Origin of the sequence: Chelatococcus sp. GCM10030263, from assembly GCF_042666455.1 — a bacterium.
GTDB lineage: Bacteria > Pseudomonadota > Alphaproteobacteria > Rhizobiales > Beijerinckiaceae > Chelatococcus.
Genome location: NZ_JBHTDB010000002.1, coordinates 813,181 through 825,158, shown reverse-complemented (window position 1 = coordinate 825,158; position 11,978 = coordinate 813,181). Strand labels below are relative to the sequence as shown.

The following is an 11,978-nucleotide window of genomic DNA, read 5'->3' as shown; positions in this document are numbered from 1 at the left end:
CCACCTGCCTCACCGCTCAGATCAATAGAGCGCTTCAGATCAGGCGCAAGAGGAGACCGGCCGCGGCGAGCGCGACGACCACGACCCAAGGCGGCGCCTTCCAAACCGTGAGCAGGAGAAAGCCGGCGAGCGCCAGCACGAAATCCGGCGGCGCGAGCACCGCGCTCGTCCAGACGGGGTCGTAGAGCGCCGCCCCCAGGATGCCGACCACCGCGGCATTGGCGCCGCGCATAGCCGCCTGGGCCGTTGGTCTTGGCCGCAGGGCGTCCCAGAAAGGCAGCATGCCGTAAACGAGGAGAAGCCCCGGCAGGAAGATCGCGACGAGGGCGATCACCGCACCCGCGACCCCGTTCGGCTGCGGCTCCATGACCGCGCCGAGGTAGGCGGCGAAGGTGAAGAGCGGCCCCGGCACCGCCTGGGCGAGACCGTAGCCCGAAAGAAAGGTCTCGGCCGTGGCCCAGCCGGGCGTCACGACCTCGGCCTGCAGCAGCGGCAGCACCACATGGCCGCCGCCGAAGACGAGCGCGCCCGAGCGATAGAAGGCATCGAACAGCGCAACACCTTGAGAGCCGCTCAGGGTGGCAGCGAGCGGCGCGCCGATGAGAATGACGGCGAACAGGGCAAGCGCCACTGCACCCGCCCGGCGTGAGACCGGCACGGCGAGCGCGCCGTGGGGCGCTGGCGCGGCATCGCGGCAAAGCCCAAGGCCAGCCAGGGCGCCGAGCACGAGCGCGGCGATCTGGCCGGTGCCGCCCGCAAAAACGACGAGGGCAACCGCCACGAGCGCAATGGCCGCACGCGGCCGGTCCGGCGCCAGAGTCCGCGCCATGCCCCAGACCGCCTGGGCGACGACGGCCACCGCGACGAGCTTCAATCCATGCAAAAGGCCTTCCGCCGCCGGCCCGGTGAAGGCCGCCGCGCCCAGGCCGCAGGCGCCGAGCAGCAGGGCCGACGGCATCGTGAAGCCGAGCCAGGCGGCGAGCCCGCCACGCAGCCCACCGACGCGCAGGACGCCGAGAGCAAAGCCTACCTGACTGGAGGCCGGGCCGGGCAGAAACTGGCAAAGCGCCAGGAGGTCGGCGAAAGCCGCCTCGTCGATCCAGCGCCGCCTGACGACGAAAGCCTCGCGGAAATAACCGAGATGCGCGATCGGCCCGCCGAAGGATGTAAGCCCCAGCCACAGGAAGACCCGGAACACCGCGAGCGCCCCACCCGCACCGTCATGTCGATTCTGTCGCACATCACCCCCTTGGATCTTCCGTCGTCAGTATATAAGTTACTGAGAGTAAAGGCTTTTTTGAACGGTTCTAAACTGGGTTCGCGATGATCGTCTGCCACTGCAACGTCGTCACCGACACCGATATCCGCAAAACGCTGGCGGACGAAGACCCGCATGCGCCCCGCACGCCGGCGCAAGCGTACCGCTGCCTCGGCTGTAGCCCGAATTGCGGGCGATGCCTCGTGACCGTGCGCCGCATCCTCGCGGATGCGCGCGCCTCGGCCTGCCCCGTGGGCTGTGCCGTCTGCCCCGCAGCAGGTCGCGAGCACGCCACGGAAGATCATCACCACGATCATCACCACGACAATACGGACGCTCCTATCCATCTCGTCGCCGCCGAGTGAAGCATCCTCGGTTGCGTCACGTGAGCGTCACGTAAGGGCAGTAAGGCTCGCGGCCCTGCCGTGAGCCTGCCACCATGCTCGATGCTACTCTGCCGCCTCTGGCCAATGAGCGCGAGGACCTGCCGGGTCTCGTCTGGGCCTACCAGCTCGTTCCCGGATCCCCGCCACGCGCCGTTTCGCCCGCCGATGTGCCGGCCGCCCTCGCCGCGGAAGAAGGCTGGCTGTGGCTCCATGTCCACCTCGTCGACCAACGCGCCCATGGCTGGGTGTCGCATACCTGCGCCTTGCCGGCCTCCGCCAGCGCCATTCTCGACGGGCATGACGACGGCTTCGCCCTCGGTCACGAGGCCGGGGTCATTCATGGTGTTTCGGCCGATTTCCACCGCGAGTTCGACCGCCCCTCGGCGCATATCGGCCGGCTCGTCTTTGCGGTGAGCGAGCATCTGCTGGTCACGGGCCGACGCCATCCGCTCGCCTCGGTGGAAGATGTGCGCGAGAAAGTCGAGGCGGGCTTCGCACCGGCGACGGCTTTCGATCTCTTCGCCGCGATCGTCGGCGCCTTCTGCCGCAATGCCAGCGCCCGGCTGTCAGCGGCAGGCGACGTGCTCGATTTGGTGGAAGACCATCTGGTCAGCGAGCAGGCCGGCCATGAGCGCCGGAGGCTCCTGGAGATCCGCCGGCTTGCGCTGTCCCTGCACCGGCCGATCGCCGCCATGGTGGCGCTGTTTGCGGACGAAGACCGCGACGACTGGCTCCTGCCGCCGGCCGGGCACGACGTGCTGCGGCGTCTCGCCGCACGACTCGCAACGCTCGACCGGGACGTGGCTACCGTGAACGACCGGGCGCGGCTGCTGCAGGACGAAATCGCCGCCCAGGCTGCAGAAGGCACCAACCGGAGCCTCAGGACGCTCACCGTCGTCAGCGCGCTCATGCTGCCGGGAACCCTGGTCGCCGGCATCTTCGGCATGAATACCGCGGGCCTGCCACTGACCGGCGGGCCGAGCGGCTTCTGGATCGCGCTCGCCATTTCGGCCATAGCAACCGGGCTGCTGTATTGGATCCTGGTGCGGCTCGGCGCGAGCCTGCGCTTCTGACCTGCAGCGCCGCCCAAGCCTGGAATTGCGCATTCTCCCGACTTGATCTTTAGGCTCACAGTTTATAATGATTCTAAGTGAGGCCTGCTCATGGAGAAAACAGCATGAAGGGTGACGCGAAGGTCATCGAATATCTCAACCGCGGTCTGCGCAGCGAGCTCACGGCCATCAACCAATACTGGCTCCATTACCGCATGCTCGACAACTGGGGCTACAAGGAACTCGCCAAGAAGTGGCGCGCCGAGTCGATCGAGGAGATGCAGCACGCCGACCGCTTCGTCGACCGCATCCTGTTCCTCGACGGTCACCCCAATCTGCAGGTGCTCGACCCGTTGCATATCGGCCAGACCGTCAGGGAAGTCATCGAATGCGACCTTGGCGCCGAGGTCGGAGCGCGGGCCCTCTACCAGGAGGCCGCCGCCTATTGCGAGACCCAGCGTGATTATCCCTCACGCGACCTCTTCGTCGAGCTGATGACCGACGAAGAAGGCCATATCGATTTCCTGGAGACGCAGCTCGAGCTCATCAAGCAGCTCGGCGAGCAGCTCTACGCCCAAAATCACATCGGCGAGCTCGATCACGACTGATCGGCCTTCCGGTCGCCCTGAAAGCCCCGCCCGATGCGGGGCTTTTTTGTGCGAGGCGGCCTCTGTCACATGGCCGCCCTCATCTCTACCTTAGGCGCGTTGCACTGGCGGCATGCGTACGCCAGCTCCTCGGCTGAGTGAGGCTTAAAATGATCGACCTTTATTACTGGACCACCCCGAACGGCCATAAGATCACGATCTTCTTGGAGGAAGCGGGTCTCCCCTACCGCATCATCCCGGTGAACATCAGCAAGGGGGACCAGTTCAAGCCCGAATTCCTGGCGATTGCGCCGAACAACCGTATTCCGGCCATCGTCGACAATGAGCCGTCCGGCGGCAGCAAGCCCGTTTCGCTGTTCGAATCGGGCGCGATTCTCCTCTATCTCGCCGAGAAGACCGGCCATTTCGTCCCGAGCGACCTCTACGGCCGGGCCGAGGTGCTGCAGTGGCTCTTCTGGCAGATGGGAGGGCTCGGCCCCATGGCAGGCCAGAACCACCATTTTCGCCAATATGCGCCGGAAAAGATTCCCTACGCCATCGACCGCTATGTGAACGAGACGAACCGGCTCTACGGCGTCATGAACAAGCGGCTCGCCGATCGCGACTTCCTCGCCGGCGACTATTCGATTGCCGATATGGCGGCCTATCCATGGGTCGTGCCGCACGAACGGCAGGGCCAGAACCTCGACGACTTCCCAAATCTGAGGCGCTGGTTCGAGGCGATTCGCGCACGGCCGGCCGTGGTGCGCGCCTATGAGAAGGCTCAGGAAATCTCGACGAACGCAACCGTGACGGAGGACTCCAAGAGCATCCTCTTCGGCCAGACGGCGAAGACGCTGGAGCGCTGACGAGCAGCGCCGCGCGAATCCAGAACCGCTCGGCCCCTTCGAGCTCTTTCATCGGCCGCATGGAGCGGGGCACCCGAACGAGGATCCCCTCGCCCGTTTCGCCCCGCCCAGCAATCCGATGGGCTCACACGAGACCGGCCTCGCCGTAGCGAACCGCATTGGTCCACACATGCTCCAGACGGCGCAGCATGTGAAAGGCGATGCTGAATTCCCGGCTCTGCGCCTCGTCGCGGACGATGAGACGGTGATAGGTCTCGTCGATCTTACGAATGAGATCGCACAGATTCTGGCCGCGCTCCGACAGGCGGATGCGCGCTGCACGACGGTCGCGCGGCGAGGCGCTGCGCTCCACATAACCGCATTCCACGAGCCGCTTCAGATTGTAGGACGCATTGGACCCGAGATAATGGCCGCGATCGATGAGGTCGCGCACGGACAGATCGTCACTTCCGATGGTGAACAGCATCATCACCTGTGACGGACTGACGTCATCCACGCCGAGCCGCGTGAGATCGTTGCGCAGAAGATCGAGATAGCGCCGGTAGACACGCTCCACCACCCGCACGAGCTCGAGATGAACGAGGCCATGATCGACGGCATCGTTCTCGGGCGACGCCGATGCCGCCCGGTCGAGGGCGAGAGCCTCGACCGCGGCATGCCCGATCGGGCCGACATGCGGCGGGAGCGGCGTGCTCGCTTTGGTTCCTGTTCTTTCTTCCATCATTCCCTCGCTCTGCATTCGCCACACCTAAACAATAAGCGCTGTCTATGCTTTCGCACTTTTGTAAAACATGGCGACCGATATATTCACCGCATTATATACTGATAATAAGCGATGCGTGTATGGCCCATATTATAACGGGAATAGGCCGTTATCTCAATACGTGCTGACTACGTTCTTCTGTCGTCTCGTACTTAATTTTTATGTATTCGTCTTTTACTTAAAAAACATATTCATCTATTGATACTTGTGGCACTGACGGATGCACTGAACTGGGTGCCTTCGCAGCAGCGCGACCGGCACGGCGCATCTCCGGCGCACCATCAGCAGCGGTCGGGACCACAGGCTTGCGCAACAACAGCTATTTCGTCGGATGCGATGTTCGCTTAGAACGGTCGAGCTTGCTCTCACGAGCGAACCCATGGAGGAACGGCATCTCATGAAACGGCTATTGGCCATCGGCGCCTTGGCGCTCGGTCTTGCGGCTTGCAATCCCAACAATCCGACGGATCGCGCCGTCGGCGGGGCGCTCATCGGCGGTGGCGCCGGCGCACTCGTCGGCGGCCTTGCCACGGGTACAGCCGGCGGTGCTCTCGCCGGAGCTGCCATCGGTGGAGCCGGCGGCGCCATCGTGGGCGCGGCCACGACACCGCAGTGCGAATATTACTGGTATCGCGGCCGCCGCTACCGCCAGTGCTGATCGCTACCTCGACGGGCGCCTGACTGGCGCCCGTCTTCCCATCGGCGGCCGGGCGGCCAAGCCCGCATCCCGCCCCATATGATATCGATCATGCTGTGGCCCGGTGCTGCCGATCCGAAGGAGCCGTGGCCGGAGGATCGAGATCAGTGACACGCGCTGCATCTTTCACCTGCGAAAAGACCCCCGTCACCGCGGCCAAGGGCATGGTGGTGACGAATCACCCGCTCGCCTCCCAGGCCGGCACGGAGATGCTGCTTTCCGGTGGCAATGCCGTCGACGCCGCGATCGCCGCCCTTTTCACCTTGACGGTTGTCGAGCCCATGATGGTCGGCGTGCTCGGCGGCGGCTTGATTCATCTGCGCCGTGCCGACAGGGCCGATTACGCCAGCGGCCAGCATCTCGTGATCGATGCCCTGAGCACCGCGCCGGGCGCTGCGAGCCCGGACATGTACAGGCCGGTCTCGGACGTGCTGCCGGATTACCAGAAAGCCATCGGTCGCCGGAACGAGGTCGGCGCCACGGCGATTGCGGTGCCAGGCGCGCTCGCCGGCTGGTGCGACGCGCTTGCCCGCTTCGGCAACCTGCCGCTCGCCGATGTCCTTGCCCCGGCGATTCGCTTTGCGGAGCGCGGCTTCGAGGTGACGCCCTATCTCGTCGACTGCATCAGCGATTGCGCCGAGGACCTCGCTGGGGATCCGGGTCTTGCGCGGCATTTTCTGCCCGGCGGCCAGGCGCTGGCACCGGGCGAGCGGCTGGTTCAGGCCGAATATGCGGCGACCCTCCGGCAGATTGCGCGCGATGGCGCCGCCGCGCTCTACGGCGGGGCGCTCGGGACGGCGCTGGTGGATGCCACGGCGGCACAGGGCGGGCTGATCGAAGCTGCCGATCTCACGGGCTATGCGGTCATAACGCGTGACGTCATCCGCAGCCGCTACCGCGGCTTCGAGATCATCGGCCCGCCGCCGCCCTCATCGGCCGGCGTCCATATCGCGCAGATGCTCAATATCCTCGAAGGCTACGATCTCGGCGCGCTCGGCTTCGGCTCGGCGGAGACGGTTCATCTCATGGCCGAGGCGCTCAAGATCGCCTTCGCCGACCGCCATGTGGCGACCGCCGATCCCGCCTTCGTGGAGGTGCCGGTGGCGCGCCTCACCGATCCCGCCTATGCCACCGAGCGTCGCGCGGCGATCGATCCCAAGCGCGCCCGCGACTGGCAGCCCGGCCTCGCGCCGGCCGAATCCGCCAATACGACCCATGTGACTGTCGCCGATGCCGACGGCAATGTCGTGGCTGCGACCCAGACGATCAATTCGGTCTTCGGCGCGCGCGTCATGATTTCCGGCACGGGCATGATCGCCAACAACTACATGTTCAATTTCGATCCGCACCCGGGCGAGGTGCTGTCGATCGCGCCGGGCAAGCGCGTCTTCACCTCGCAGGCGCCGATGATGGCCGCGAGGGACGGGGGTATCGCCTATGCGCTCGGCCTGCCGGGCGGTCTGCGCATCTTCGGCTCGGCCATGCAGGCGCTGATCAATCTGATCGATCACGGCATGACGCTGCAGGAGGCGGTGGAGGCGCCGCGCATCTGGACGCAAGGCCATGTGCTCGAGGTCGAGCGCGGCATCTCCGAAGAGGTAGTCACAGCGCTCGCCAGCCGCGGCCATGCCGTCACGCGGGTGCCGCGGGTCGCCGGCGGGATGAACGCCATCGCCTTCAACCCGGACGGCTCCATGACGGGTGCGGCCTGCTGGCGCGCCGACGGCACGGCCATCGGTATCGGCGGCGGTCTGGCGCGGCCGGGCGTGCGCTTTTCAGCTTATTGAGAGGGAGCGCGGTCGATGCGCATTCACATCCAGAACACACCGAACGGCAATCCCGCCTATGCGGTCGACGAGGCCATGTGGCAGGCAGCGGTTGCCCGCAATCGCGTCGAGGATGCCGGCTATGCGGTGACGATCGGCAATTCCCTCAGCGATTACGCCAGAGACATCGCCGATGCCGAGGTGCTGCTCGCCCATAACCGCATGTTCCGATCGCTCTTTCCCGCGCATGCTCCACGGCTCAAGCTGGTGATGTCGGCCAATGCCGGCGTCGACGACCTCGCGCCTTTCGATTGGCTGCCGGACGGACTGATGCTCGTCAAGAACAGCGGCACGCATGCGGAAAAGGCCGGCGAATATCTCCTGATGGCGCTTCTCATGCTGGCCAACGGCATTCCGCTGGCGGTGACGAATCACCGGGCGCGGCGATGGGATCGGCAGGCGGGCACCACCTTGCGCGGCAAACGGGTGACGCTCGTCGGCCTCGGCGCGATCGGGGGCGCGGCGGCCGCCCATGCCAAGCATTTCGGGCTGCATGTGACGGGTGTGCGCACCAGCGCGAGCCCGCATCCCGCCTGCGACAGGGTGATCGCCCAGGCGGATCTCGACAGCGTGCTGCCGGAGACGGACTATCTCGTGCTGGCTTGTCCGCTGACGCCCGCCACACGCGGGCTGATCGACCGCCGCCGCCTCGCGCTGCTGGCGCCGACGGCCGGCATCGCCAATGTGGGCCGTGGCGCGGTGATCGACGAGGAGGCGCTCTGCGACGCGCTCGATGCGCGCCGGCTGGCCGGCGCGGTGCTCGATGTCTTCGCCACCGAGCCGCTGCCGCCCGACCACCGGATGTGGACCACCTCCAATGTGGTCGTCACGCCGCATATGTCGTCGGATGATCCGCAGGCCTATATGCCGAACACGCTCGATGTGCTGTTCCGGAACCTCGAAGCGCTCAGGCAAGGCCAACGCCCGCCCAATCTGTTCGACCTCGATCGGGGCTACTAGGCGCGCGCCTCTTCCCAGAAGGCGGGCCTTGCTTCGGCGAGATGCGGGCCGATGCGGACGGCCGCGGCCTTCACCGCAAGACCCGTCGCATCGTCGATCTCGACGGCGAGACCGGCGAGCGTGCCTTCGCCGCCGGCCGCCTCCAGCCGCGAGCCGGGGGTCTTCTCGACGAAGCGGCGAATCGATTCGTCCGGATGCATGCCGAGGATGGACTGGTAGTCGCCGCACATTCCGGCGTCCGACTGATAGGCGGTGCCGCCGGGCAGAAGCCGCACATCGGCCGTCGGCACATGGGTGTGGGTGCCGACCACGACGCTGACGCGCCCGTCGAGGAAATGCGCGAGCGCCTGTTTCTCGCTCGTCGCCTCGGCATGCATGTCGACGAGGATCGCATCGCAGCCCTCGCCGAGCGGACATTCGTCGATGGTCCTTGCGATAACGGCGAAGGGATCGTCGAGCGGGTCCATGAAGAGGCGCCCCATCACATTGGCGACGAGCACGCGCGCACCGTTCCTGGCCTCGATGATAGTCGCGCCGCGCCCTGGCGTCCCCGCCGGGAAATTGACGGGCCGCAACAGGCGCGGCTGGCGCTCGATGAAGACGAGCGCCTCGCGCTGGTCGAAGGAATGGTTGCCGAGCGTCACGACATCGGCGCCGGCCCCGAGCAGATCGTCGCAGATCGCCTCGGTGATGCCGAAGCCGCCGGCGGCATTCTCGCCATTGACGACGACGCAGTCGAGCTGCCAAGCGCTGCGCAGGGCGGGTAGAACACGCGCGACCACCGAGCGGCCCGGCCGGCCCACGACATCGCCGAGAAACAAGAGACGCATCAGTCCTCTGGATCCTTTCGCTTCAGGCCGGACCGTCCGGCGCCCGGATGACGCCGCGCTCCGTCACGATGGCGTCGAGGCACCGATCGTGAGCCTCCACGGGAATATGGGGCACTTCCTGCATCGCATAGGCGAGGCCGATCGTCACCAGCCTCGGTTGGGGCACGGCAGCGGTGAGTTGGGCGATCGCATGATCGTAGAAGCCCTTGCCATAGCCGAGCCGATGGCAGCGGCGGTCGAAGGCGGCGAGCGGTACGAAAAGGATGGACGGCGTCATCAAAGGCGCCTCGGCCGGTGGTCCAAGCGTGCCCAGGCCCGCCGACACGAGCGGCACGCCCCTGTCCCACCGGCGAAACAGGAGCCCCGCGCCGGTGACGACGGGAAGACCGAGGACCGCGCCACGCGCCTGAAGTTCGGCGAGCAGCGGCCGCGGATCGGCCTCGCCGCGAATCGGCCAATAGCCGCCCACGACGGCCGCAGGAATCGCAAGTTCGGGAAGGGTCAGGGCCAGCGTGGCGAGCGCTGCGCTCGCTGCCTCGCCCTGTTCGGCGGCAAAGGCCGCGCGCGCCGGCAGCACGGCGGCGCGGATGGCCTTCTTGCGCCCCGCAATCGCCGTATCGTTCAAAGGCAGGACCCGATGGCAGAAGTGCGGAGCCACGATGACCGTTGGAGATCGATCCCGGGAACCTACAGCGTAGGTGGGCGCCGTGTGTCCGAGCCCACGGGCTCGGTCAGGGACAGCTCCCTAGGAGATCGATAAGGCCCCGGGGAATGTGTTTCCTGACGCATCCCGCAGCCCCGCTCCTATTAAGTAGAACGGGACCGGCCGGATTGCTAGAGGCCATTGTTCTCGTCCATCAATCGATTGGCTCATCCCAACTCCAGCCCCTCCGTCAGCGACAGCGCCTGGCTTTCGAACAGCCGCCGGTAAAGGCCGCTCTCGCGCCGCAGGAGCGCCGCATGGCTCCCCTCCTCCACCACGCGCCCGCGATCGAAGACGAGGATGCGGTCGAGCCGGCGCACCGTGGCCAGGCGATGGGCGATGACGATGGTCGTGCGCCCGCGCATCAGCCGTTCCATCGCGTCCTGGATGAGCGCCTCCGACTCGCTGTCGAGGCTGGACGTAGCCTCGTCGAGGACGAGGATGGGCGCATTGGCCAGGAAGGCACGCGCCAGCGACACGCGTTGGCGCTCCCCGCCCGAGAGCTTCACGCCGCGCTCGCCGACGAGCGTCGCATAACCCTTCGGCAGCCGGCCTATGAATTCATGCGCGTGGGCGAGCCGCGCTGCCTGCTCGATCTCCGCCTGGCTGGCGCCGGGCCGGCCATAGGCGATGTTCTCGGCCAGCGAGCGATGGAAGAGCACAGGCTCCTGCTGCACGATGGCGATGCCGGCGCGCAGGCTGGCCTGCGTCGCTTCCGCCACGTCCTGCCCGTCGATCGTCAGGCGGCCGGCCTCCACGTCGTAGAGCCGCTGGATGAGCTTGACGAAGGTGGTCTTGCCGGCACCGGACGGACCGACCAGCCCCACCCTTTCGCCAGGCGCGATGACGAGCGAGAAATTCTCGTAGATCGGCTCCTCCTGTCCGACATAGCGGAAGGTCACATCCTCGAAGGCGATGCGCCCCTCGGTCATGGCAATCGGGCGGGCTCCGGGCCTGTCCTCCACGCCGAGCGGCGCGTCGTGAAGGGCGACGAGTTCCTCCATGTCGTTGACCGACCGCTGCAGATTGCGGACATGCATGCCGATGTCCTGCAGATAGCCGTGAACGACGAAATAGGTGGCGAGCACATAGGTCAGGTCGCCGGGTGATGCCTGGCCGTGCCACCAGAGATAAAGCCCGAAGCCGAGCACTGCGCTGCGCAGCATCACGAGGATCAGCAGCTGCAATGTGCCGTGGTTTGTGGAGCGAAACCAGGTCCTGCGGGTGCGCGTCCGCCATTTCGCCACGACGGCAGCGAGCCGGGCGTCCTCGCGCGGCTCGGCCCCGAAGGCCTTGACCACGGCATTGCAGCCGATGGCATCCGCCAGGGCACCGCCGATGCGGCTGTCCCACATATTGGCCAGGCGAGCCGCCGGCGCGACATAGCGCAGCGACAGGTACACGGTGACGGCGATATAGAGGATGCTGCCGGCGGCCACGAGGACGCCCATCAGCGGCCAGCGCCAGCCGAGGAGGCATGTGGCCCCCAAGAGCACGACGCAGGACGACAGCAGCGCGGTGAGCACCGTGTCGTTCAGCGTGTCGAAGGCCCACATGCCACGCCCGATCTTGCGCACCGTCGAGCCGGCAAAATTATTGGCGTGCCAGTCCGTGGAGAAGCGCTGCACGCGCCAGAAAGCCTCCTGAGCGACGCTCGCCATCATCCGCAGCGTCAAAACGACGATGCCGGCGGTCGCGAGATGCTGCAGCACCACGAATGCCACGCCCAATGCGATGAGAGCGAGCAGCGCCTGGAGCGCCATCTCGTAGGCCGCCTCGCGGCTGCCGCCGCCGGCGATGGCGTCGACGAGTCGGCCGGCGAAAACCGGCATCAGCACGTCGGCCGTCGTTTGAATGATGATCGTCACGGCAATGCCGGCGAGCAGAAGGGGTTGACGTCCCCAATGGTGGGCGACGAAGCCGAAGACGCGGCGTATGCCGCCTTCGGCGCGGATCGGACGAATGGTCATGGGATAGATCCGGCGCGCGCAAGCGAACGCCGGCCTTTCGGCAATAAGGCAAGGACGAGCGCACACAGGCAGCAGCC

12 protein-coding genes and 1 other RNA gene are annotated in these 11,978 nt (G+C 66.4%); 7 read left to right on the top strand and 6 right to left on the bottom strand.

Features of this window, described 5'->3' with window-relative positions; all coding sequences use genetic code 11:
* Positions 1–34 precede the first annotated feature (34 nt).
* Positions 35–1,240 carry a chromate efflux transporter gene (chrA, locus tag ACFQU1_RS03715; RefSeq protein WP_378129338.1) on the bottom strand — a complete coding sequence of 402 codons (1,206 nt, stop codon included), beginning with the start codon at positions 1,238–1,240 and terminating at the stop codon, positions 35–37.
* A gap of 83 nt (positions 1,241–1,323) precedes the next feature.
* On the opposite strand from chrA, the gene ACFQU1_RS03710 reads away from it, so the two are divergent.
* The 4 genes from ACFQU1_RS03710 to ACFQU1_RS03695 all read left to right on the top strand — a co-directional run bounded on the left by ACFQU1_RS03710 (position 1,324) and on the right by ACFQU1_RS03695 (position 4,152).
* A complete protein-coding gene (locus tag ACFQU1_RS03710; RefSeq protein ID WP_378129336.1) occupies positions 1,324–1,623 on the top strand; it encodes a bacterioferritin-associated ferredoxin in 300 nt (99 codons plus the stop codon).
* Between the two features lie 74 nt (positions 1,624–1,697).
* On the top strand, positions 1,698–2,717 hold the full coding sequence (locus ACFQU1_RS03705; protein WP_378129334.1) for a CorA family divalent cation transporter: 1,020 nt from the start codon (positions 1,698–1,700) through the stop codon (positions 2,715–2,717).
* Positions 2,718–2,821: 104 nt separating this feature from the next.
* Positions 2,822–3,304, top strand: coding sequence for a bacterioferritin (gene bfr, locus ACFQU1_RS03700; RefSeq protein ID WP_378129332.1), 483 nt, complete (start codon positions 2,822–2,824; stop codon positions 3,302–3,304).
* A gap of 149 nt (positions 3,305–3,453) precedes the next feature.
* Positions 3,454–4,152, top strand: a complete 699-nt coding sequence (locus ACFQU1_RS03695) for a glutathione S-transferase N-terminal domain-containing protein (RefSeq protein ID WP_378129330.1) — start codon at positions 3,454–3,456, stop codon at positions 4,150–4,152.
* Between the two features lie 124 nt (positions 4,153–4,276).
* Here the strand turns inward: ACFQU1_RS03695 and ACFQU1_RS03690 are convergent, their stop codons facing one another.
* Complete coding sequence (locus tag ACFQU1_RS03690) at positions 4,277–4,873, bottom strand: MarR family transcriptional regulator (RefSeq protein ID WP_378129328.1); 597 nt, start codon at positions 4,871–4,873, stop codon at positions 4,277–4,279.
* A 439-nt stretch (positions 4,874–5,312) separates the two neighbouring features.
* Here ACFQU1_RS03690 and ACFQU1_RS03685 point away from each other — a divergent pair, with 439 nt between their 5' ends.
* The 3 genes from ACFQU1_RS03685 to ACFQU1_RS03675 all read left to right on the top strand — a co-directional run bounded on the left by ACFQU1_RS03685 (position 5,313) and on the right by ACFQU1_RS03675 (position 8,398).
* The gene (locus ACFQU1_RS03685; RefSeq protein WP_378129326.1) at positions 5,313–5,573 is read left to right on the top strand and encodes a hypothetical protein; all 261 of its coding nucleotides are present in this window, start codon (positions 5,313–5,315) and stop codon (positions 5,571–5,573) included.
* 203 nt (positions 5,574–5,776) lie between these two features.
* Positions 5,777–7,399 (top strand): gamma-glutamyltransferase, encoded by a 1,623-nt coding sequence (gene ggt / locus ACFQU1_RS03680; RefSeq protein ID WP_378129764.1) that lies wholly within the window; start codon positions 5,777–5,779, stop codon positions 7,397–7,399.
* A 15-nt stretch (positions 7,400–7,414) separates the two neighbouring features.
* Positions 7,415–8,398 (top strand): D-2-hydroxyacid dehydrogenase, encoded by a 984-nt coding sequence (locus tag ACFQU1_RS03675; protein WP_378129324.1) that lies wholly within the window; start codon positions 7,415–7,417, stop codon positions 8,396–8,398.
* On the opposite strand, the gene ACFQU1_RS03670 is transcribed toward ACFQU1_RS03675, so the two are convergent.
* The 4 genes from ACFQU1_RS03670 to ACFQU1_RS03655 form a co-directional block, all read right to left on the bottom strand.
* The gene (locus tag ACFQU1_RS03670; protein WP_378129322.1) at positions 8,395–9,228 is read right to left on the bottom strand and encodes a TIGR00282 family metallophosphoesterase; all 834 of its coding nucleotides are present in this window, start codon (positions 9,226–9,228) and stop codon (positions 8,395–8,397) included. The genes ACFQU1_RS03675 and ACFQU1_RS03670 overlap by 4 nt on opposite strands.
* A gap of 22 nt (positions 9,229–9,250) precedes the next feature.
* Entirely contained in the window at positions 9,251–9,853 is a 603-nt protein-coding gene (locus ACFQU1_RS03665) for a 5-formyltetrahydrofolate cyclo-ligase (RefSeq protein ID WP_378129321.1), read from the bottom strand.
* Positions 9,854–9,875: 22 nt separating this feature from the next.
* A non-coding RNA gene (ssrS, locus tag ACFQU1_RS03660) (6S RNA) lies at positions 9,876–10,030 on the bottom strand.
* A gap of 68 nt (positions 10,031–10,098) precedes the next feature.
* Positions 10,099–11,901 (bottom strand): ABC transporter ATP-binding protein, encoded by a 1,803-nt coding sequence (locus tag ACFQU1_RS03655; protein ID WP_378129319.1) that lies wholly within the window; start codon positions 11,899–11,901, stop codon positions 10,099–10,101.
* Between the last annotated feature and the right edge of the window lie 77 nt (positions 11,902–11,978).

Excerpts from the sequence above, each read along its gene's own strand:
- ACFQU1_RS03670 (WP_378129322.1), bottom strand. The coding sequence starts at position 9,228 with ATGCGTCTCTTGTTTCTCGGCGATGTCGTGGGCCGGCCGGGCCGCTCG.
- ACFQU1_RS03685 (WP_378129326.1), top strand. The coding sequence starts at position 5,313 with ATGAAACGGCTATTGGCCATCGGCGCCTTGGCGCTCGGTCTTGCGGCT.
- ACFQU1_RS03690 (WP_378129328.1), bottom strand. The coding sequence starts at position 4,873 with ATGGAAGAAAGAACAGGAACCAAAGCGAGCACGCCGCTCCCGCCGCAT.
- ACFQU1_RS03705 (WP_378129334.1), top strand. The coding sequence starts at position 1,698 with ATGCTCGATGCTACTCTGCCGCCTCTGGCCAATGAGCGCGAGGACCTG.
- ACFQU1_RS03675 (WP_378129324.1), top strand. The coding sequence starts at position 7,415 with ATGCGCATTCACATCCAGAACACACCGAACGGCAATCCCGCCTATGCG.
- bfr (WP_378129332.1), top strand. The coding sequence starts at position 2,822 with ATGAAGGGTGACGCGAAGGTCATCGAATATCTCAACCGCGGTCTGCGC.
- ggt (WP_378129764.1), top strand. The coding sequence starts at position 5,777 with ATGGTGGTGACGAATCACCCGCTCGCCTCCCAGGCCGGCACGGAGATG.
- ACFQU1_RS03710 (WP_378129336.1), top strand. The coding sequence starts at position 1,324 with ATGATCGTCTGCCACTGCAACGTCGTCACCGACACCGATATCCGCAAA.
- ACFQU1_RS03695 (WP_378129330.1), top strand. The coding sequence starts at position 3,454 with ATGATCGACCTTTATTACTGGACCACCCCGAACGGCCATAAGATCACG.
- ACFQU1_RS03655 (WP_378129319.1), bottom strand. The coding sequence starts at position 11,901 with ATGACCATTCGTCCGATCCGCGCCGAAGGCGGCATACGCCGCGTCTTC.